The organism is Streptomyces sp. TRD_SC_5 (assembly GCF_056836825.1).
Genome location: NZ_JBWZZS010000001.1, coordinates 6,507,596 through 6,529,186 on the forward strand (window position 1 = coordinate 6,507,596; position 21,591 = coordinate 6,529,186).

The following is a 21,591-nucleotide window of genomic DNA, read 5'->3' on the forward strand; positions in this document are numbered from 1 at the left end:
TCCCCGGTTGCGGTGCCGCGCATCTTCGCGTCAGCCGACTGCCGGGTTCTCCGTGACGGCGGGCGTCGGCCGGTGGCCCGGCCAGGCGGTCAGGGCGGTCGCCAGCTGGGCGCGCGAGCGGACGCCGAGCTTCTGATAGATGCGGGTGAGCCGGGCCTCGACCGTCTTCACGCTCAGATACAGCTTCGCCGCCGCCTCCTGGTTGCTGGCCCCCTGGCCGACCAGCAGGGCCAGGCGCAGTTCCGCGTCGGTGAGTGAGGACAGGGTGTCGCCGCGGGCCGGGGCGGGTTCGGCCGTACGGGACGACGTCTCCGTGGTCAGCCCCAGCCACGGCACCGCCCCCGCCCGTTCGAAGACGGCGGCCGCGGCGTGCAGCGCGCTCTGGGCTGCCGACCGTCTGCGGCGGCGGCGCTCCACGCGGGCCAGCGCGATCAGTGCCCGGCCGCGCTCCAGCGGCAGACCCGCCACGGCGAAACTCTCCGCGGTCCTGGACAGCACGTCCGCGGCCTCGTCCGGCTTCCCGCTCGCCGCCAGGTACAGCGCGTACGCCCGGTCGCAGCCGAGGAGCACCGTCGTACGGCCGAGGCGTTCGGCCACCGGCCGCACGGCGTCGAGCAGGGCCGCGGCCTCCTCCGGTGCGTCGTTCGCCAGCAGCGCCTCCGCGAGCTCCTCGTGCCAGCGCAGCATGGACGGGTCGACGGCCGACTGGGCGCGCTCGCCGGCCTGGACCCGGCGCAGGCTCTCCAGGGCCGACGCCACGTCCCCGTTGATCAGCTGTACCCGGCCGAGCGCGTACAGGCTGCGGGAGAGGAAGACGTGGTCGCCCTCCTCCTCGGAGGCCCGGACACTGCGCCGGGCGTAGCTCGCGGCGCGCTCGAAACTGCCGCCCGCCGTCTCCGCGAGGGCCAGGGCGTACCAGGCGGGCCCCGGTGAGAGACCGGCCTCCAACGTCAGGGCGAGCGACCGGCCGGCGTGGGCGAGCGCCGCGGCGCACTGTCCCTGCCGGGCCTCGATCTCGGCGAGCGTGCTGAGCAGCTCGATGGAGTCCTCGACCGGGCCGCGCCGCTCGACCAGCGGCAGCAGGGCGCCCAGCTGATCGCGGGCAATGGTGAGGCGGCCGTCGAACATGGCGTGGCGGATCGTCAGTATCTGCGCGGCGTTACGGATGCCGAGCGGGCGCTCGAACACCTCCAGGGCCCGCGCCTCGGCCAGTACCCGCTCCGCGTCCGGCGAGCCGAGCACGCGGTCCATGCGCGCCTGTACGGTCAGCGCCTTCGCCGCCGTCCTGCGGTCGCCCACGGAGCCGGCGAGTGCGGCGGACTCGACGGCGGCGGCCCGGGAGCGTACGGGATCGCCGTCGGCCAGAACGTACTTCACCGCCAGCCGGAGCAGGACGGCCGCGCGCAGCGCCGTATCGCCCTCGGAGTCCTCCATGGCGTGGACGTAGAGCTCGTCCAGGTTGCACAGTCCCTGGCCCGCCGTGTCCAGCACCGCGAGCCGCGCGCGGACCCGGTCGGCCGGGGCGGCGTCGCGGGCCAGCAGGTCGGTGGCCGCGCGCATGGCCAGGTCGGCGCGGGCGGCGCAGGCCGCCTCCTCGGCCGCGTCGACGAGCCGGGCGATCCGCTTGGAGCTGTGCTGTACGGGCGTGCATCCGGCGGCGAGCAGGGCGAGTTCGGCCGCCAGGGCGCTGTTGCCGCGGCGCCGCGCGACGTCGGCGGACGCGGCGACCTCGGTGGCCAGGGAACCGTCGGGGATGTCGGTGGCCAGGGCCCGGTGACGTACCGCCTCCACGGGATCGTCGACGACCCGTGCGAGCGCCGCGTGACCGGCGCTGCGCTCGGTCCAGCAGGCGTCGTGCACGAGTGTCGACGGCAGCAGGCCGGCCGTGAAGCCGACGGTCCCGTCCTCGTCGAGGGAGACCAGGTTCGCGCGTTCGGCGACGGCGAGATCGGCCTCGGCGGTGGGACGGCCGGCGCGGCGTATCAGGGAAGCGGTCGGCCGCAGGGCCAGCGCGGCCAGCAGGAGCGTGGAGCGTACGTCGGGCGAGGTGGCGCCCAGGAGCTGGCGGGCGAGATCGCGGGCGCGCCCCGACAACGACAGGGCCTCGGCGTGGTGCACCGGGGTGCGCGCGTCGGCGAGGGACCGGCCGACGGCGAGCGCGAGACGCGGATTGCCGCCGCTGGCCTTGTGGATGCGTCCGGCCATCCGGGAGGGCAGCCGGTGATGAATGAGGAGTTCGGCGATCTCGTCGGCCTGGAGCGGCGGTACGAACAGGACGTCGGCCTCGGAGGGTACCCACAGGGGCTCCGGTCCTGCCGGGCCGGGTCGCGGCGTACCACCGTGAAGAGGGTCGGAGCCGTAGGTGGGCGGGATCTCGACGGCGAGCACCCGCAGTGCGGACGGAGCCAGGTGCAGGGCGAAACGCAGGAGGTCGGCGCTGGTGTCGTCGATGCGCTGCACGCCGTCGACCACGAGCAGGACGGGTCCGTGCGCGGCGAGGGTCCGCAGGATCTGGGCGAGGGCGAGCCGCAGGGCGATGGGGTCCCAGCCGCCGTCGGGGATGAGTGCCTCGCGGCACAGCATGGCGACGGCGGTCCGTTGCGGGCCGGGCAGCCCTTCGAGAATGTCGTACGTCCCCGGTCCGCCGGGGCCGCCGGGACCGGCGGGGCCGCTGTGGGCCGTCCCGGTCGCGGGCCAGGACACGCCCGCCGCCACGGACGCGACGAGGGCTGCGGCCGCCGCACCCGGTATGTCCCGGTCGGCGGGGAGCGTGGCGAGCCAGATCACGGTCTCGCCCCGGGACTCGGCGCGCGCGGCGGCGGCGAGGGCGAGTTCGGTCTTGCCGACTCCGGCGGGGCCGGTGAGCAGGGCACGGCCGCGGGCGTGCAGGACCCGTTCGAGCCGCGCGAGGAGCTCCGTCCGTCCCACGGGCGCGGGCCGGTACACCGCCGACGTCACGAACCCACCACCACCTTCCGGTGTGCGCGAGCCCTCTGCCCGTGCGAGCAGAGAATACGAAGTCGGTGGCCGCCGTCCAGAGCCGTTGTCCGGCATGCGGACACACGCGGCGCGGGGCGCGCCCGCGATATGCCGCGGACACGCCCCTGAACAGTGTTGACATGGACCGCTGAGCGTCTCAGAAGGTGAGACTCCAGCTGTCGATGTAGCCGGTGTCACCCGATGCCACGTCGCGCACCTGGAGCTTCCAGGTGCCGTTGGCGACCTCGCTCGACGCGTCGACCGTGTACGTCGCGATGACGTTGTCGGCACTGTCCGAGGACGACGAGGCCTTCAGGTTGCGCACGGTGCCGTCCGGAGCGACCAGGTCGAGGACCAGGTCGCCGCGCCAGGTGTGCTTGATGTCCACGTCGACCTTGAGGGCGGCGGGAGCGTTGCCGGTCCGGCCGGTGACGGCGATCGAGGACGCGGCGGTCGAGTTGTCGTTGATCGTCACGTTCGCCGCATTGGTGAAGGTGGCGCCGGGGGTGGTGGTGCCGGTGACGGCGTTCACGGTCTTCGTCGTGTCGGCGATGCCCGTGCCGCAGCCGCCGGTGCAGGTGCCGGGCAGCGGCCGCGCGTTGGTCTTGATCGCGGACTCGATGTCGGCCGGGGTGAGGGTGCTCTTGGCCGACTTCAGCAGCGCGGCGAGGCCGGCGATGTGCGGGGCGGCCATCGAAGTGCCCTGGTAGGGCTTGTAGTTCTCGGCCAACTGCGTGGTGGTACCGGAGTTCAGCGTCGAGAGGATGCCGTTCTCGGGGGTGGTGACCGTACCGGGCGTGTCCGTGGCGCGACGGGTCTCGCCGCCGGGCGCGGAGACGTCGATGCTGGTGCCGTAGTTCGAGTAGTACGAACGGTTGCCCTCACGGCTGGTGGACGCCACGTTGATGACGCCGGAGCAGTTGGCGGGCGTGAAGCCGGAGGCGTTGGCGTTGCTGTTGCCCGCCGCGACGACCACGGTGGTGCCGCGCGACACGGCGCCGTTGATGGCGCTCTGGTAGACGCTCGGGCAGGTGGAGCTGGCGCCGCCGAGGCTCAGGTTGATGACCTGGGCCGGATTCGCGTTCGCCGCGACGCCCGGGACGGAGCCGCCGGACGACCAGGTGATGGCGTCGGCGATGTCCGACGAGGAGCCGCCGCACTTGCCGAGCACGCGCACGGGCTGGATCTTCGCGCTGTAGGCGATGCCCGCGATGCCCTTGGTGTTGTTGGTCGTGGCGCCGATCGTGCCGGCCACGTGCGTGCCGTGCCACGAGGAGTTGCTGGCCCGGGAACCGGTGCCGCACTCGCCGTCGGTGGCGTTCCAGTCGCCCTCGTCCTTGGCGTTGCTGTCACGGCCGTTGCCGTCGCGGGCGTCCGCGGACGAGGAGATGAAGTCGTACCCGGCGACGATGTTTCCGGCCAGGTCCGTGTGGGCGGCGTAACCGGTGTCGATGACGGCGACGGTGACGCCGCTGCCGGTGGTCTTGTCCCAGGCTCCGGGGACGTTCATGCCGCCGGTGGCCTCGAAGAGGTCCCACTGCTTGGCGTAGTCGGTGTCGTTGGGGGTGGCCGCCATCGCGTAGGCACGGATGTCGGGCTCCACGGACGCGACAGAGGTGTCGGCGCGGAACGCGGCCATCACCTCGGTGAGGTCCTTCTTGGACGCCTCGCCGCCCAGGTCGACCAGGGCGGCGCCGCCGGCCAGGCGGCGCTCGAACGCCAGGCTCTCGCCGGTCCTCTTACCCTTGGCGGCCGCGTCCTTCTTGGCGGCCGTGTTGGAACCGGCCTCGGCGGCCTCGGACTTGTAGGTGACGATGACCTTCTCGACCGGCGCGGTCGGCAGCTCGGTCATGGCCTGCGAAGCCGGGGCGGGCTTCGGGGAGGGGCCCGTGGCGGCGGCGGACGCCACGGAGGAGGTGGCAACGACGCCGGCGATCGTGGCGGTCGCGGCCACGACGGATATGAGTCTCCGCCTGGAACCGTTCAAGGTGTTCCCTTTCATGACGTACGTGCGGAGCGCAGGCGGCGGCGCTGGAGCCGCGAGTGGCGTGGGGGCCACGGGTCCGCGATTCCCGGGCCGGGTGAGCCCGTGCGCCGCCGCCGGCGCTACGACCCTGGGTCAAGGCCGTCCCCGGCGTAGCCCACCCCCTTTACATGCACCTGACACTTACGCATCAGGGGACGGGATTCGCCGGTGCGGCAGACAGTAGGGAACGGCGAGATGAACCCGATACGGGGAAAACCCTTGTCGCCCCCGCGAGGGGTGACGGCCGGGCGGGGGGAGGGTGGCTGTAGCGTCGGCCACCGGTATGGACACCCTCACCCTGTGGCAGATCGCGACGCTGGCCGCCGCGTCGGCCCTGGTCGGCTTCTCGAAGACGGCCGTCAGCGGCGCCAACACGGTCAGCCTCGCGGTCTTCGCCGCCGTGCTCCCGGCACGCGAATCGACCGGCGTACTGCTGCCCATCCTGATCGCGGGCGACCTGATCGCGGTCCTCGTCTACCGGCGGCACGCCCACTGGCCGACCCTGCTGCGGCTGTTTCCTGCGGTCGCGGTGGGAGTGGTGGCGGGCGCGGTGTTCATGCTGTGGGCCGACGACGGCGCCGTACGTACGTCGATCGGTGCGATCCTGCTGCTGATGGCCGGCGTCACGCTGTGGCGCCGACGCGGCCCGGCGGAGACGGCTGCGGAACCGGAGACCGGGCCGCAGGCGGGGGCGGGGCCCGGCCCTGGGACGGACACGGCGTCGCGCGGCGGCCGGATCAAGGCACGTTCGTACGGCGTGCTCGGCGGCTTCACCACGATGGTCGCCAACGCCGGCGGCCCGGTCATGTCGCTCTATCTGCTCTCCGCCGGCTTCCGCAAGCTCGGCTTCCTCGGCACGTCGGCGTGGTTCTTCCTGATCGTCAACACCTCGAAGGTGCCGTTCAGCGTCGGCCTGGGCCTGATCACCCCGCGGTCCCTGCTGCTGGACGCGGCCCTGGTGCTGTTCGTCGTCCCGGGCGCCTACCTCGGCCGCAAGTGCGTGGACCGGATCAACCAGCGGCTCTTCGAGCAGCTGGTGATCGGGGCGACCGTACTGGGCGGCCTTCAGTTGCTGCTGCGCTGATACGCCGTGGAGATCGAGGTGGTGCCCGAAATGGTGCGCACGGTGCGTTTCATGACGAAAGTGGAGACGTTACCGCGCCCCTTTCACGCTGGGAGAGACTCATGCCTCACATCAACCGACGCGACCTCGGCCTGCTCGCACTGCGCGTGGGCACCGGCACCGTGCTCGCGGCGCACGGTACGCAGAAGCTGCTCGGCTGGTTCGGTGGCGGAGGCGTGGAGGGGACCGCGACGGCCATGGAGCACATGGGCTTCAGCCCCGGCAGGCAGAGCGCCGTGGCGGCCGGGCTCGGTGAGGCGGGCGGCGGGGTGCTGCTGGCGCTCGGGCTCGCCACACCCGCGGCCGGCGCGGCGGCGGCCGGAGCCATGGCCGGGGCCGTCGCCGTACACGCGCCCGCCGGGTTCTTCGCCCAGTCGGGCGGCTACGAGTACCCCGCGTTCCTCGGTTTCACGGCGGCCGCCATCGGCCTCGCCGGAGCCGGCCGGTACTCGCTGGACCACGCCATGAAGCACCACTTCGACCAGCCGTGGACCGTGGCACTGGCCTTCACCGGCTGCGCGCTCGCGGCGGCCGGGGTCCTCACCAAGCGCAGCAAGGCGCAGGCGGAGGACGCCGCGCAGGCCGCGATGTAGGCCCCCGTGGCCAGGCCGGGACGTGCGACGGGGCGCCGTTCGGCGGGCCCGGCTGTTGCTCAACGCCGGGGAGGTTTCAGGCCGTTGAGCAGGGCGCGCAACACCGCGAGGTGGTGGGCGCGCAGGCGGTCGGCCGCTTTCGGGGCGGCCGGTGCGCCGAGAGCCTTGCGGGCCGCGTGGACGGTCAGTACACCGAGGACGAGCCGGACCACAGCGCTGCTGACGGCGAGGGAGGTCAGCGCCCACGCCGCATGGCCCATGGCTGTTGTGAACATCGTCGATCACACCTTCGCTGGTTGGGAAACCCCGGTGTATCGCGGGCGCTTGAGGGTCCGCAGCCACGCAGCCGCGCGGTATCGGCCCGGCCCCTGAGGTTCCGCGTAGCTGCGCCCCTGTCGGCCGGGCGGAGGCGGAGGCAGTATGCGGGCATGGCAAACGTGAACGAGCCGCGAGCCCCCAGAGGCAAGGGCCCGAAACGGGACCTTCCGTTCCCCTACGACCGGGACCCGTCCGGAGTACTGCGCCATCTCAACCGCCGCACCCGCCCCTTCCGCGTCCGGCTGGCGAACGACCCGGTCACGGCCGCGTATCTGGCGGCCGGCATGCGGCTGCTCAGCCGGCACCTCGGACCCGGCGCCCAGCTCGGCGCCCACGGCGAGCGGCCCTTCCTCAGCTTCCTCTCGCAGCGCGCCATTGCCGCCGAGGTCGCCAACAACCCGCGGCCTTTTCCCCGGCAGGGCAGTGTCGCGACGCTGCGGGACCGGTGGAGCGCGCAGTCGGAGTTCGTCGCCGACCTGATCCATTTCGCGGTGTGGCGGGAGAACTACCGGCCGCAATACCGGGAGCAGCGCGCAGCGAACACCAAGAAGCTGGTCAGCGGACCGGACTTCGTACGCGCCGTGCACGAGACGGCCTATCTGCACACCGCCGACGGTGTCGCCACGCCCTCCGTCCGGCTCGGCCTCGCCCTCATGACCGCGGCCGAGGGAGACGAAGAGATCATGAAGGCCGTCTCCGCGATGTACGAGGACTATCTCGGTTCGTGGAAGGAGCTGTACGCCGCCGTCATCCGGGAGCGCGGCCTGCGGCTGCGCCCCGGCCTCAGCATCGACGACCTGGCCAACGCGCTCTCCGCTGCCACCGACGGGATGACGCTGCGCGCCATCGGTGACCCCGGCGCCGGCGTCGTCGACCACGAGAACCGCCGCTCCCTCATGGGCACGGTCGCGCTCGCCGTGATCTTCGCGTTCCTCGAACCGGACGAGGAAGCGAGCGGCCTCACGCTGGAGCAGGCGGTCGCGGCGAGATTCGACGGACAGTGAACCCCGTCGCCGTCCCGGAGTCGGTCAGACGGGGCCCGGAGTGCGCGGGGGCGGCACCATCGCCCACCGGATCGTTCTGGTCAGCGCGTGTCCGGTGAAGCGCACACAGGTTCTCTCCAGAACCGGCAGGCGGGGCAGCCCGAGCGGCTCGCGGGCCCACATCGGCAGCGTCGAGACCGCGTTCGCGGCGAGAACGGCGTACGGCGCCCGGGTGATCCAGGGGAGAGGCGGGTGAAGCAGGATGAAACGGGCCGCTTCGCGAGCCTCTTGCGTGGCGCGCAGCTCGGGACGGTACGCACTCAGCCGTTCGGCCAGCTCGGCCCGCGTGCGTGGTGGGTCGCTCACACCGAGCGCTGCCGCCACCCGTGACGTATCGGCTATGTACGCGTCACAGCCGTCGGCGTCCAGCGGCCGGGCGCCGTAGAGCTGGTGGGCGCGCAGAAAGCTGTCGACTTCGGCGACGTGGACCCAGGCCAGCAGGTGCGGATCGGCGGCGTGGTAGGCCTCCCCGGCGGCAGTGGTCCCGCTCACCCGCTCGTGCACGGCCCGGACCCGGTCCACGGCTTGCTGCGCGTCGTCCGCCGTGCCGTACGTCGTCACGGCCAGGAAGGTACTGGTGCGCTGGAGCCGGCCCCACGGATCGCCCCGGTAGCCGGAATGAGCCGCGACGGCGGCCATGGCGAGCGGGTGCAGAGACTGCAGCAGCAGGGCCCTCAGCCCGCCGATGAACATCGAGGCGTCCCCGTGAACGGTGCGGATCGGCCTGTCGGGACCGAACCAGCGCGGCCCGGGTGTGAGGTGAATACGAGCCCGCGTGTCCGGACCCCTGGGGCCCGCGACGCGGGTGAACAGGCTGCTGCCGATCCGCGCGCGCAGGTGGGAGACGGCGGGTGGGGACACATCCATACGACCAGTATCCGCCGACCGGAATATGAATTCCGGCGGCCTGGAGCAGGCGGGAAACGCCCCTGAATGTTTGCATGTGTGACATACGTGGTCAGTCTTGGGGAACTCGTGGATCACAGCGAGGCCTATCGGTGAGGAGAGGACCGTGAGCGTTCCTGATCCATTGCCCGCCGCCGGCCGGGGCGGTGCCCTGTGTGCGGGCTGAGCGGAGAGATCCGGTTCGACGGTGGGCGCCCCGACATCGCCGGGGTCGAACGTATGACGGACCGGCTGGCGGCGCGTGGCCCCGACGGACGGGGGCTGTGGTCACAGGGGGCGGTGGCTCTGGGGCATCGCCGACTCAAGATCATCGACCTGTCCGAGCACGGGGCCCAGCCCATGACCGACGCGGAGAACCGGCTCACCGGTGTCTTCAACGGCTGCATCTACAACTACCAGGAACTCCGCGGGAGGCTTGAACGGCTCGGGCACCGCTTCTTCTCCACCTCGGACACCGAAGTACTCCTCAAGGCCTACCGCCAGTGGGGCACCAGCTGCGTCGACCACCTCCTGGGGATGTTCGCCTTCGTCGTGGTCGAGCACGACACCGGCCGTGTGGTGCTGGCCCGGGACCGACTGGGCATCAAACCGCTGTACCTGGCCGAGGACACGGACCGAATGCGGTTCGCCTCGTCACTGCCGGCGCTGCTCGCGGGCGGCGGGGTGGACACCTCACTCGATCCGCAGGCCGTGCACCAGTACCTGAGCTGGCACGCCACGGTGGCCGCGCCGCGGACCGTACTCGCCGGTGTGCGCAAGCTTCCCCCGGCCACCGTGCGGGTCGTCGAGCGGGACGGCAGGCACCACGACCACTGCTACTGGCAGCCGTCGTACACCCGCAGACCCGAGCACGCCGGCATGGACGCGGCCGACTGGCGGGACGCGGTACGGGACGCCCTGCGCACGGCGGTACGCCGCCGCATGGTCGCGGACGTACCCGTGGGCGTACTTCTGTCGGGTGGCCTGGACTCGAGCCTCATCGTGGCCCTGCTGGCCGAGGAGGGGCAGACGGACCTGGCCACCTTCAGCATCGGATTCGAGTCGGAGAACGGCGAGGAGGGCGACGAGTTCACGTACTCGGACATGGTCGCGAAGGAGTTCGCCACGGACCACCACCAGCTCATGATCCCCTCCGACCGCGTGTCGGCCGGGCTCGACGGGGCGATCGAGGCCATGAGCGAGCCCATGGTCAGCCATGACACGGTCGCCTTCCACCTGCTGTCGGAACAGGTCGCCAAGCAGCTGAGCGTCGTACAGAGCGGACAGGGCGCGGACGAGGTCTTCGCCGGCTACCACTGGTACCCGGCGATGGCCGCCGCCCGGCGCGAGCAGGAGCCCGCGACGTACGCCGACGTGTACTTCGACCGGCCGCACGCGGACCTGGCCCGGATGCTGCGGCCCCACATGCTGGCGGACCACGACGTCTCCGGCGACTTCGTCCGTGCCCATATGGCGGTGCCCGGTGCCGAGACCGCACTCGACGCGGCACTTCGGCTGGACACCCACGTCATGATGATCGACGACCCGGTCAAGCGCGTCGACAACATGACCATGGACTGGGGCCTGGAGGCGCGGGTGCCGTTCCTCGACCACGAACTGGTCGAACTGGCCGCTTCCTGCCCGCCCGGGCTCAAGCTGGCACAGGGCGGCAAGGGAGTGCTCAAGGACGTCGGCCGTCAGGTGCTGCCTCACACGGTCGTCGACCGGCCCAAGGGGTACTTCCCGGTCCCAGCGATCCGGCACATGGCCGGGCCGGTCCTCGACCGGGTGCGCGAGGCCCTGTCCGCTCCCGAGGCGCGGCGGCGGGGGATCTTCCAGGAGTCGTACGTCGCCGAGCTGCTGGCGGGGCCCGACACCCACCGGACCAAGCGGGGAGCCAACGCCCTGTGGCAAGTGGCTCTGCTGGAGATATGGCTGCAGACGCACGAAATCAGCTGATCGACGAGCGGCGCGGGCGGCAGCCGGGGCCTGCTCCCGCCACGCCTGCCCGGCCCGCGCCCACCCTGGCCGGCGCGCCGGGCCCGTCCGCGCCGCCCGAGCCGGCCGCGTCCTCCGGCCCCCGGCCGTTCACGTCGACGGCTCCCGCCACCGTGCCGCTGCCGGACGCCCAGGGGCTCCGGGACGCGCCGACGCCACTGGTCGTGCACGGCTGCTGGTACCCGTCGGCCGATCCCACCGGCGAACACGTGGCGTTCATCTGCGACCGCGGCGGCGTACCGCAGCTGTGGACCTCGACGGCCGACGGCAGTGCGGCCCATCTCCTGGACGCCGATCCCGACCCGGTGACGGAGGTGTCCTGGTCGCCGGACGGGCACTGGATCGCGTACACCTCCGCTCCGGGAGGCGGTGAGCACACCCGTGTGCTCTGTGTACGCCCCGACGGCACCGGACGCCGGGTGCTCGCAGGCGCCGAGCCGGGCCAGTTCGCCCATCTCGGCTGCTGGACACGCGACGGGTCGGCGCTGGCCGTCACGGTCGCCGAACCGGCCGCCGTAACCGTCGCGATTCCCGAGCACGGCTCGGCCCCTCCCGCGCCGGACGAATCACCCACCGACGGGTACGGTGCGGCGTTGCCCCCGGGCTGGGCGGAGCGGGACGGCCGTGCCACCTTGCTCGGCGACGGGCGCCGGGGCGGCGCGGGGCAGCCCGGCGCGCAGCCGGAGGCGGCGGGGACGGCTGACGGGCCCGCGGCGGGCGGCGGGCTGGCCGCGTACCTCGTCGACCCCGAGGCGGCGGTTTCGCCCGTCCTGCTGGCCGCCGAGGCCGGGGCCGCCTCCTTGCGGGTGTGCGACGTCAGCGCGGACGGCCGGCTCGCGCTCCTGCGGCACGGGCCGCGCGGCCGGCGGGAAGCGATGGTCGTGTGCACCACCGGCCCTCGGACGGTCTGCGCGGTGCCGGTGGCCGACGGCGATCCCTGGATCGGCCGGTTCGCTCCCGACGGGCGCACCCTGTGGCTGCGCAGCGACGCCGACCGCGAGTTCCCGGTCCTGCTGGCCGTCACGCTGGGTGCCGGTGGCGAGTGCCTGGGCCTTCGTGCGGCGGCTGGGCGCGACGCCGCCGGCCTTGAACTGCTGACCGTCGCCGACGACGGCGGCACGGCTGTACTGGCCTGGAACGTGCACGGTGCGAGTGAGCTGGAATCGGTCGCTCTGCCCGGCGCGGGAGAGGACGGCGCGACGGGGCCGCCACAGGCCGTACCCCTGCCGCACGAGGTGGTCACCCGTATCGCCGCCGCGGGCCCGAGCGGCATGTTTCTCGCGCTCTCCGGCTCCCGGCGCAGGCCGGGCGTGTGGTGGCTCCCCGACGGCGTGACGCCCGTGCGCACCGGTTGGTCGGCACGCGACGAGGACGCCGCGCCGCCGGGCCGCCCGCCGGTGCGGCCCACGCCGGTTCGCCTGCGGGCCCGCGACGGTCTCCCGATCGGCGGCTGGTACTACCGGGCGCCGGGCCGCGATCCCGGCCGCCCGGCACCCTGCGTGATCCACCTGCACGGTGGGCCGGAGGAGCAGGAACGGCCGGTGTTCAATCCGCTCTACCACGAACTGCTCGGGCGCGGACTGGACGTCTTCGCGCCCGATGTCCGCGGTTCGTCGGGCTGGGGCCGCTCCTTCGTGGACGCGGACCTGGGCACCGGGCGGTTCGCGGCCATCGACGACGTCGCCGACTGCGCCGCGCACGCCGTCACGGAGGGACTCGCCGACCCCACGCGGCTGGCGGTGATGGGCCGTTCGTACGGCGGTTATCTGGTGCTGGCGTCTTTGGTGTGGCACCCGGAACTCTTCCGTACCGGCATCGCGGTCTGCGGCATGTCGGACTTCGCCACCTTCTTCGCGGGGACCGAGCAGTGGATCGCGCAGTCGGCGGCAGCCAAGTACGGCCATCCCGAGCACGACCGGGAACTGCTGCAGTCGCTGTCGCCCATGAGCCGCATCGACGCGCTGCGGGCGCCGCTGCTGGCGGTCCACGGCGAGTACGACACGAACGTCCCACCGGGCGAGTCGGAGCAGATGGTACGAGCGGCTCGCGAGCGCGGCGTCCCCGCGGAGCTGCTGCTGCTGAGAAACGAAGGGCACGAGTTCCTGCGGGCGGACAACCGGCGGCTGTTCCGCCGTACCGCCGGGGACTGGATGGAGCGCCACCTCAAGGACTGAGGGGTCGGCGGCGGGGGGCCGGGGGGTCCGACGCTTGCGCAAAATAGGGGAGGGGGGTATACATGGCTCCTATAGATACCCCCTAGGGGTATAAAGTCTCGGCCCGTCCCACCAAACCTGAGGAGCAGATGTGTCCGTCCCCACGGCCACCAGCGCCACCGGCACCGGCACCGGAGCCGAGGTCGAGCTGGCCATCGGCGGTATGACGTGCGCCTCGTGCGCCGCGCGTATCGAGAAGAAGCTGAACCGGATGGACGGCGTCCAGGCCACGGTCAACTACGCCACCGAGAAGGCAAAGGTCACTTACCGGGGTGAGGATGTCTCGGTGGGGGATCTGATCGCGACGGTGGAGGCCACCGGGTACTCGGCGAAGGAGCCCGCGCCGGTACGCACGGAGCCGGAAACCGGCACGGCCGAGGAGCGGAGCGCTGACGACGAGCTGCGCCCCCTGCGGCAGCGGCTGATCACCGCGACCGTCCTCGCGGTGCCGGTGATCGCGATGGCGATGGTTCCGGCGCTGCAGATCGAGTTCTGGCAGTGGCTGTCGCTGACGCTGACCGCCCCGGTCGTCACGTACGCCGCCTGGCCGTTCCACCGCGCGGCGTGGACCAACGCCAAGCACGGTGCGGCGACGATGGACACGCTGATCTCGGTCGGTACCTCGGCGGCGTTCCTGTGGTCGCTGTGGGCGCTGTTCTTCGGCACCGCCGGTACTCCGGGGATGACGCACCCCTTCGAGCTGACGATCTCGCGCAGCGACGGTGCGGGGAACATCTACCTGGAGGCGGCGGCCGGGGTCACCGCGTTCATTCTGGCCGGGCGTTACTTCGAGGCCCGCTCCAAGCGCAAGGCGGGCGCCGCCCTGAAGGCGTTGCTGGAGCTGGGCGCGAAGAGCGTGACCGTACTGCGCGACGGAGGGCGCGAGGAGACGATTCCCACCGCCGAACTGGCCGTGGGTGACCGGTTCCTGGTCAGGCCCGGGGAGAAGATCGCCACCGACGGCACTGTCGTCGAGGGCACGTCCGCAGTGGACGCCGCGATGCTGACCGGAGAGTCCGTCCCCGTCGAGGTCGCCCCGGGCGACACCGTCACCGGAGCGACGCTGAACGCCGGCGGGCGCCTGGTCGTCGAAGCGACCCGGGTAGGCGCCGACACCCAGCTGGCCAGGATGGCCAAGCTCGTCGAGGACGCGCAGAACGGCAAGGCGGCCGCTCAGCGCCTCGCGGACAAGATCTCCGCCGTCTTCGTCCCCGTCGTCATCGCCCTCGCGCTCGGCACACTCGGCTTCTGGCTCGGCAACGGAGCCGGGCTCACTGCGGCGTTCACCGCCGCCGTCGCCGTCCTGATCATCGCCTGCCCCTGCGCCCTCGGGCTGGCCACCCCGACCGCCCTGATGGTCGGCACCGGCCGCGGCGCCCAGCTCGGCATCCTGATCAAGGGCCCCGAGGTCCTGGAGACCACCCGCAAGGTCGACACCATCGTCCTGGACAAGACCGGCACCGTCACCACCGGCAAGATGACCCTCCTGGCCGTCCACACCACCGACAACACCACCGAGACCGAGGTACTGCGCCTGGCGGGCGCCCTGGAGCACGCCTCCGAGCACCCGATCGCCCAGGCCGTCGCCGCCGCCGCCACCGACAAGACCGGCCCCCTGCCCGCCCCCGAGGACTTCGCGAACATCCCCGGCCTCGGCGTCCAGGGCATCGTCGACGGCCACGCCGTCCTCGTAGGGCGCACCAAGCTCCTCACCGAATGGGCCATGACCCTGCCCGTCGAACTCGAGCGCGCCAAGGCCGCCGCCGAAGCAGCCGGACGTACCGCGATCGCGGTCGCCTGGGACGGCGAGGCCCGCGCCGTCCTGGAAGTGGCCGACGCCGTCAAGGACACCAGCACCGAGGCCATCCGCCGACTGCGTGCCCTGGGCCTGACCCCGATCCTGCTCACCGGCGACAACCAGGCCGTAGCCGAGTCGGTCGCGAAGGAAGTGGGCATCGACGAGGTCATCGCGGAGGTCATGCCGGAGGACAAGGTCGACGTCGTCAAGAAGCTCCAGGCCGAGGGCCGCAGCGTCGCCATGGTCGGCGACGGCGTCAACGACGCCGCGGCCCTCGCCCAGGCCGACCTCGGCCTGGCCATGGGCACCGGCACCGACGCCGCCATCGAAGCCGGCGATCTCACCCTGGTACGAGGCGACCTCCTCGCGGCGGCCGACGCAATCCGCCTCTCCCGCAAGACACTCGGCACCATCAAGTCCAACCTCTTCTGGGCCTTTGCCTACAACATCGCCGCCCTCCCCCTCGCCGCCGCCGGCCTCCTCAACCCGATGATCGCCGGAGCCGCCATGGCCTTCTCCTCCGTCTTCGTCGTCGGCAACTCCCTGCGCCTGCGCGGCTTCAAAGCGGCCACCAGCTGAGGCCCTCATGGCCACAGCGAATCAACCGCCCCTGTACGAAGGACAGTCACCGGAGAGCCGGACGCTCAGGCGCAGACACAGCCCGAGCACCTGACGGAGCAACACCACCTCCGCCGCTCCGACTCCGCAGACCTTCGTGCAGGGGCGGTCCAGTGCGTGCGGAGTGGCAGGTACCCTGTGGGGGTACCTGCCACTCCGGGTTCTCCCGACCGTACGATGTGGCGCATTCCAACCGGCAATGACCTACCAGGCCGCGGCGAGCGACCCGCAAGCTGATGAAGCTCGCGGATGCGACTCTTCCCTGGAGCGAGACGCCCATAGAACTGCCGTTCGCTGCCTCCCTGTTGCAGCCGGTGCTCGTGGCGGCGGCGGTGCCTCTGCCGGCTGGCACGCTCATGGCGTTCCCGGACCCGTCACGCCGAACTGCTGCGCCTGGTCGGAAGCCCGGAACGCCGGCTGCGAGCCACTGTCCTCGGCGGCGCTCGAACTTGAACGTGCGCACGTCGCCGGTCGGCACATTTGACGGTAGCCGCCGACGACCGCGCTGTCGCGATACCCCGGCGGGGTATATGGAACGCCTGGAGGGGCGCATCGATGAGCGGCTGGCCGGCACGGCTGCCAGGGGCATGTCTACGATGGGCCCGATGTCGGACAACGAGCAGCCCGCGGAGCCGCAACCCCTGTTGCGGCTCCGCGGGCTGCTCGTCTTCGGCCTTCTCGTCGGGCTGCTGGGAATGCACGGTCTCGGCCTGGCACCTGCCGGGGCGCACGCGCAGACGCAGGCGCACGCGCACGTCCGTACGGCAGTGAACACACATGCCGCGGCCGCCACGGAGGCGCCGGGCGAGTGCGGTCACGAGGGGCACGGGCGCGGGCAGGACGGGCCCGCGGGTCATCACGCGGATCCGACGTGCGCCTCCGGTGCTCTGGCCGGGCCGCTGGAGTTTCCCGCCCTTGTCCCGACAGCGATCGGTCACGCCCCGCACGCCGAGGGGCTGGTCACCGCCCTCGGCAGCGGTCCCGCCGGAGGCCGGTCGCCTCCCGCTCTCTCGGAGCTCCAGGTCCTGCGGATCTAGGGCAGGCCACGCGCCGCCGCAACGCCCGTTCCGGGCGCGGTCTCGCGCTTCGCCATGCCCTTCCGCAGATCGACCCGAGGAGTTTCCGCATGAACGCGCACCACAAGCTGATCCGTCGTACCGCCCTCGTCGCCGCCACCGGAGTGGCCGCCCTGGTCCTGGCCGCCTGTGGCGATGGTGGTGGGCACGACATGGGCTCCATGGGGGAGTCCGGCTCTTCGCCGTCCGCGAGCGCTTCCGTGAAGGCCGGCGACCACAACGCGGCCGACGTCTCCTTCGCCAAGGAGATGATCCAGCACCACCGCCAGGCGGTCGACATGGCCGAACTGGCCGACACACGGGCCTCGTCCGCCGAGACCAAGGCCCTGGCCACGAAGATCAAGGGAGCCCAGGACCCGGAGATCAAGACCATGTCCGGCTGGCTCGAGTCGTGGGGCGAGGAAGTCCCCGGGGGCATGTCCGACATGGGCCACGACATGTCGTCCTCCATGCCCGGCATGATGAGCAAGGACGACATGGAGAATCTGGAGAAGGTCGAGGGCGCCGACTTCGACACGATGTTCGCCGAGATGATGATCAAGCATCACGAGGGCGCTGTCGAGATGGCCAAGACCGAGAAGGCGGACGGGAAGTACGACCCCGCCAAGAAGCTGGCCGGCGAGGTCATCAAGGCGCAGACGGCCGAGATCGAGCAGATGAACAAGATGCTCGGCAAGAGCTGAGCCGTTGTGGGGCCGGGCGGGCCGGCGGAGTGATCCGCCGGCCCGCCCCGCCCCGCCCCGCGTCGTCGGGCCGGGCCGGCGGGGTCCCGCTGCTGACGCCCGCCTCTCTGTAATCGGACCGTTCGCTCGGACGGTGACGGCCTCGGTCCGCGTCTCAGGCGCGGGCGGCGCGAGGCGGCCGGTGCGGTCCAGTCCGTAGAGGGCGGCGGCACACACGAGGCCGAGGGCGAAGAGGACCGGCCACGGCAGCGGGGACATCCCGCCGGACACATCGGCTCACACCGGCCATCACACCTGCCAGCACCGCGGCCGCGGCGAGTCGGCGCACAGCCGTGCGTCGTCGTCCGCCCCACCCGCCTCCGACAACCCCCGGTCCGGGCGCCGGTGCGTGAAGGTTGCCGTGGCCGGCCGGATCGGGTTCCGTACGGGAGAGCTGGGCCTTGTCGGCCGTACGAACCATCACCCGCTCCAGGAACCCTGGCGTCAGCCGTGACAGCAGTACCAAGGGCCGGCCCATCGGCCCGACGACCACTTCGCGCCGGGGCGTCCTCGCCAGCTTCACAATGGCCCGCGCGACGCGTTCGGGGGTGTAGACCGGGGACACTGCAACCGGCTTGCGGCCCGTGTAGTTCGCGGCGTGTTCCAGCAGCGGTGTATCGATCGTCGCCGGTAGCACGGTGCATACATGGAGGTCCTTGGCTCCGTCCAGCCGCAGCTCCTGACGCAGGCTCGCGCTCAAGGCCCGGACGGCGTACTTCGACATGCAGTAGGCGTGGGTGTACGGCTGAGTCGCCACGCCCAGCACGGATGAGACGTTCACCAGCGTCCCTCCGCCCTGCTCGCGCATCACCGGAAGGGCGGCCCGGGCACCGTGCACGTACCCCATGACATTGACGTCCAGCACTTTGCGGAAATCCTCCAGGGGCACCTCTTGAAAGGGACCGAACAGGGTGACCGCCGCCGCATTGACCCACACGTCGATGCGGCCGAACCGCTGAACCGCGTGCTGGGCCAGGTCCTCCATGGCTTTGGCGTCGGTGACGTCGGTGGGCACGGCGAGAGCTTCCGCTCTGTACCGGCCCTCGATGTGCCGCGCCAGCGCCGCCAAAGCTTCTTCGCGGCGTGCGGCCAGGACCACCGTGCAGCCCTTACGGGCGAACGCCTCGGCAGTGGCTCTGCCAATCCCACTGGACGCTCCGGTGATCACGACCACAGACCCGCGCACACGCATGCACCGTCTTCTCTCCAGCTTCGGCGGGGAAACGTGCTCCTGTTCCATCTGTACCCGTGTGCGGAGCCTGCCTGGCTTCGGCCGGGTGTCATCCGCTCGGATGGCGCCATGTCGCCCCGGGACCGCCGTGTGACGAAGGCAGCCGCGGCCAATTGATCACGGTCTAGCATCGCCGCATGCTCACCCTTCTCCACACCTCACCGGTCCACGTCCCGGTCTTCGACGCCCTGCGCGACCGCGAACATCCCGGCCTGCGAATGCGCCACGTGGTCGACGAGGAACTGCTGGCCCTGGCCCGCTCCGGCGGGCCCGGCGCCGCGGACTCCGCGATCGCCGCGGTGCTCGCGGAGGCCGTCGGCGGGGGCGGGGTCACCGCCGTGCTGTGCACCTGCTCCACCATCGGCGCGGCGGCTGAGGCGTACGCCGGGCGACTCGGCGTTCCCGTGCTGCGCGTGGACCGCCCGATGGCGGCTGCCGCGGTCGCCGCCGCACCGGAGCGCGAGGCCGTCCGCATCGCCGTGGTCGCCGCACTGGACAGCACCTTCGGGCCGACGTGCGACCTGATACGGGAAGAGGCGGACGCGGCGGGGCGGCCGGCCGCCATCCGCGCCGTGTCGGCCGAAGGCGCCTGGCAGCGTTTTGAGGCCGGTGACCGGGACGGCTACCTGGACCTCGTCGTGCAGGCCGTCGACACCATCACCGGGGTGGACGTCGTGGTGCTGGCCCAAGCGTCCATGGCGGAGGCCGCTTTCCGTACGCGCATCACCGTGCCCGTGCTCTCCAGCCCGGCGCCGGGCCTGCGCGCGGCAGCGGCGGCCGTGAGGTAGGGCCGTGGCGCGGCCGTCGGCAGTGCCCGTCGTTCCGGTTCACCCGGTCACTGATGTGTGGCCCCGGCGGGCGGGGGCAGCCGCACGGGGAGAAAGTGGTCTTGATCCCGTCACCCGACGGCGACAGGCAGGAGGCCGGCCAGCCATGACACATCCGTATCCAGATCCCGTACCGCCGTCCCCGACGCCGCCCCCCGGGCCCGGTCCGGGTCCGGGACCGCTGCCGGACCCGGGACCCCTGCCAGGCCCCGGCCCCGCGCCGGGCCCGGAACCAGGTCCCGCCCCCGCCCCGGACCCCGGCCCGCGTCCGGCCCCCGGTCCCGGGCCGGTTCCGCCGGGCCCGGCGCCGGATCCGATCCCGAAGCCGCCGGGGCCCGACCCCGTACCCGACCCGGAGCCCCAGCCGGGGCCCGCCTGAGCCTGATCAGCCGTCAGCCCGACGAGCGGTGAGTCCGACGAGCGGTGAGTCCGGTCAGCCGGTGCTCACCTCCGACCGGTCACCGCCCCAGAGGGTGTGGAACGAGCCCTCGCGGTCGGTGCGCCGGTAGGTGTGCGCCCCGAAGAAATCGCGCTGCCCCTGGGTGAGGGCCGCGGGCAGCCGCTCCGCGCGCAGCGCGTCGTAGTACGCGAGCGCCGCCGAGAAGCCCGGCGTCGGCACGCCCTGCGACGCGGCCGCCGCCACCACCGCGCGCCAGTCGTCCTGCGCCGCGCCGATCTCCTCGGTGAACCCCTTGTCGGAGAGCAGGCTCACCAGCCCGGGCTCGGCGTCGTACGCGGCCCTGATCCGGTCGAGGAACGCCGCCCGGATGATGCAGCCCGCCCGCCAGATCGAGGCCACCGCGCCCAGGTCGATGTCCCAGTCGTACCTCTCACCGCCGGCCCGGATCTGGTGGAAGCCCTGCGTGTACGACACGAGCTTGGACGCGTAGAGCGCCTGCTCCACCTGGTCGGCGAAGGCGGCCGCCTCGGCCTCGCCCAGCGGCGCCGCCGTCGGCCCCGGCAGCCCGCGCGACGCCTGCCGCAGATCGGTGTGGCCGGACACCGAGCGGGCGAAGACCGCCTCCGCGATTCCCGAGACCGGCACACCCAGGTCGAGCGCGATCTGGACCGTCCACCTCCCCGTGCCCTTCTGCTCCGCCTCGTCGGCGACGACATCGACGAAGGGCTCGTCGGTGGCGTCGTCGATGTGGGCCAGCACCTCGGCGGTGATCTCGATCAGGTACGAGTCGAGGCGGCCGGTGTTCCACGAGCGGAACGTCCGTGAGATCTGCTCGGGGCTGTAACCCGCGACGGCGCGCAGCAGGTGGTACGCCTCGGCGATCAGCTGCATGTCGGCGTACTCGATGCCGTTGTGGACCATCTTGACGAAGTGGCCCGCCCCGTCCGGACCGATGTGGGTGACACACGGGGTGCCGTCCTTGGCCTTCGCGGCGATCTTCTCCAGCAGCGGCCCCAGTGACTCGTACGACTCCGCCGACCCGCCCGGCATGATGCTCGGACCGTGCAGCGCACCCTCCTCGCCGCCCGAGATGCCCGTACCGACGAAGTGAACGCCGAGCTCCCGCATCTCCTTCTCGCGGCGCCTGGTGTCCTCGAAGTGCGCGTTGCCGCCGTCGATGATGACGTCGCCGGGCTCCAGCAGCGGCGCGAACTCCCGGATCACCGCGTCCGTCGGGTCGCCCGCCTTCACCATGACGACCAGGCGGCGCGGTCGCTCCAGAGCCGCCACGAAGTCCTCGGCCTTCTCGGCCGGTACGAACGTGCCCTCGTCACCGAATTCCTCGACGAGGGCGTGCGTCCTGGCCGCCGTGCGGTTGTGCACCGCGACCGTGAAGCCATTGCGTGCGAAGTTACGGGCGAGATTGCTGCCCATTACCGCGAGCCCCGTTACACCGATCTGGGCCTTACCACTCATGCGTGAGCTCCTGGGGGTGTCCGTGTCTGCGTGCGCAGGGATACGTACCAACGGCCCGGCCCGTTCACCGCCCCGGACCCGATTCGGGCCCGTTCGGCGGCGGTACGGACAGCTCCGTGCCCGCGGGAACCTCCTCGCATCGACGCCGGCGCCCGGCCACCCGTCAATATGCCACCGGCAGAGGTGAGTTCACCGTACGGACCCTTGTCACGGGCCGTACGGTGGCCCTACTTTTGCCGATTGTGACGTGTCCTACGCGTGACGT

15 protein-coding genes are annotated in these 21,591 nt (G+C 72.1%); 9 read left to right on the top strand and 6 right to left on the bottom strand.

The genetic code is table 11. The features are described 5' to 3' along the window. Window positions 1–30 precede the first annotated feature (30 nt). Window positions 31–2,958: an AAA family ATPase gene (locus tag AC1P0E_RS29775; protein WP_482745195.1), complete on the bottom strand. Its 2,928-nt coding sequence runs from the start codon at window positions 2,956–2,958 to the stop codon at window positions 31–33. 178 nt (window positions 2,959–3,136) lie between these two features. Continuing rightward, window positions 3,137–4,981 carry a S8 family serine peptidase gene (locus tag AC1P0E_RS29780; protein ID WP_482745196.1) on the bottom strand — a complete coding sequence of 615 codons (1,845 nt, stop codon included), beginning with the start codon at window positions 4,979–4,981 and terminating at the stop codon, window positions 3,137–3,139. Between the two features lie 307 nt (window positions 4,982–5,288). Here AC1P0E_RS29780 and AC1P0E_RS29785 point away from each other — a divergent pair, with 307 nt between their 5' ends. Together AC1P0E_RS29785 and AC1P0E_RS29790 are read left to right on the top strand one after the other, a co-directional pair. Then, window positions 5,289–6,089 (top strand): sulfite exporter TauE/SafE family protein, encoded by an 801-nt coding sequence (locus AC1P0E_RS29785; RefSeq protein WP_482745951.1) that lies wholly within the window; start codon window positions 5,289–5,291, stop codon window positions 6,087–6,089. Window positions 6,090–6,190: 101 nt separating this feature from the next. Beyond that, the gene (locus AC1P0E_RS29790; protein WP_482745197.1) at window positions 6,191–6,721 is read left to right on the top strand and encodes a DoxX family membrane protein; all 531 of its coding nucleotides are present in this window, start codon (window positions 6,191–6,193) and stop codon (window positions 6,719–6,721) included. 59 nt (window positions 6,722–6,780) lie between these two features. Here the strand turns inward: AC1P0E_RS29790 and AC1P0E_RS29795 are convergent, their stop codons facing one another. Further along, entirely contained in the window at window positions 6,781–6,996 is a 216-nt protein-coding gene (locus AC1P0E_RS29795; protein ID WP_482745198.1) for a hypothetical protein, read from the bottom strand. A 153-nt stretch (window positions 6,997–7,149) separates the two neighbouring features. Between AC1P0E_RS29795 and AC1P0E_RS29800 the strand changes: the two genes are divergently transcribed. Then, window positions 7,150–8,043, top strand: a complete 894-nt coding sequence (locus AC1P0E_RS29800) for a hypothetical protein (protein ID WP_482745199.1) — start codon at window positions 7,150–7,152, stop codon at window positions 8,041–8,043. A 24-nt stretch (window positions 8,044–8,067) separates the two neighbouring features. On the opposite strand, the gene AC1P0E_RS29805 is transcribed toward AC1P0E_RS29800, so the two are convergent. Beyond that, window positions 8,068–8,949, bottom strand: a complete 882-nt coding sequence (locus tag AC1P0E_RS29805; protein ID WP_482745200.1) for an oxygenase MpaB family protein — start codon at window positions 8,947–8,949, stop codon at window positions 8,068–8,070. 192 nt (window positions 8,950–9,141) lie between these two features. Here AC1P0E_RS29805 and AC1P0E_RS29810 point away from each other — a divergent pair, with 192 nt between their 5' ends. The 5 genes from AC1P0E_RS29810 to AC1P0E_RS29830 all read left to right on the top strand — a co-directional run bounded on the left by AC1P0E_RS29810 (window position 9,142) and on the right by AC1P0E_RS29830 (window position 17,353). Further along, complete coding sequence (locus AC1P0E_RS29810) at window positions 9,142–10,926, top strand: N-acetylglutaminylglutamine amidotransferase (RefSeq protein WP_482745201.1); 1,785 nt, start codon at window positions 9,142–9,144, stop codon at window positions 10,924–10,926. After that, the gene (locus AC1P0E_RS29815; protein ID WP_482745202.1) at window positions 10,899–13,139 is read left to right on the top strand and encodes a S9 family peptidase; all 2,241 of its coding nucleotides are present in this window, start codon (window positions 10,899–10,901) and stop codon (window positions 13,137–13,139) included. Before AC1P0E_RS29810 ends, AC1P0E_RS29815 begins: the two co-directional genes overlap by 28 nt. Window positions 13,140–13,269: 130 nt before the next feature. Continuing rightward, on the top strand, window positions 13,270–15,555 hold the full coding sequence (locus tag AC1P0E_RS29820; RefSeq protein ID WP_482745203.1) for a heavy metal translocating P-type ATPase: 2,286 nt from the start codon (window positions 13,270–13,272) through the stop codon (window positions 15,553–15,555). 644 nt (window positions 15,556–16,199) lie between these two features. After that, window positions 16,200–16,631: a DUF6153 family protein gene (locus AC1P0E_RS29825; protein WP_482745204.1), complete on the top strand. Its 432-nt coding sequence runs from the start codon at window positions 16,200–16,202 to the stop codon at window positions 16,629–16,631. Window positions 16,632–16,720: 89 nt separating this feature from the next. Further along, a complete protein-coding gene (locus AC1P0E_RS29830; RefSeq protein ID WP_482745205.1) occupies window positions 16,721–17,353 on the top strand; it encodes a DUF305 domain-containing protein in 633 nt (210 codons plus the stop codon). A 154-nt stretch (window positions 17,354–17,507) separates the two neighbouring features. On the opposite strand, the gene AC1P0E_RS29835 is transcribed toward AC1P0E_RS29830, so the two are convergent. Beyond that, window positions 17,508–18,584 (bottom strand): SDR family oxidoreductase, encoded by a 1,077-nt coding sequence (locus AC1P0E_RS29835; RefSeq protein ID WP_482745206.1) that lies wholly within the window; start codon window positions 18,582–18,584, stop codon window positions 17,508–17,510. A 176-nt stretch (window positions 18,585–18,760) separates the two neighbouring features. On the opposite strand from AC1P0E_RS29835, the gene AC1P0E_RS29840 reads away from it, so the two are divergent. Next, entirely contained in the window at window positions 18,761–19,411 is a 651-nt protein-coding gene (locus tag AC1P0E_RS29840; protein WP_482745207.1) for an arylsulfatase, read from the top strand. A gap of 472 nt (window positions 19,412–19,883) precedes the next feature. Here AC1P0E_RS29840 and gndA read toward each other — a convergent pair whose 3' ends face one another. After that, window positions 19,884–21,326, bottom strand: a complete 1,443-nt coding sequence (gene gndA, locus AC1P0E_RS29845) for an NADP-dependent phosphogluconate dehydrogenase (RefSeq protein WP_482745208.1) — start codon at window positions 21,324–21,326, stop codon at window positions 19,884–19,886. Window positions 21,327–21,591: the final 265 nt, after the last annotated feature.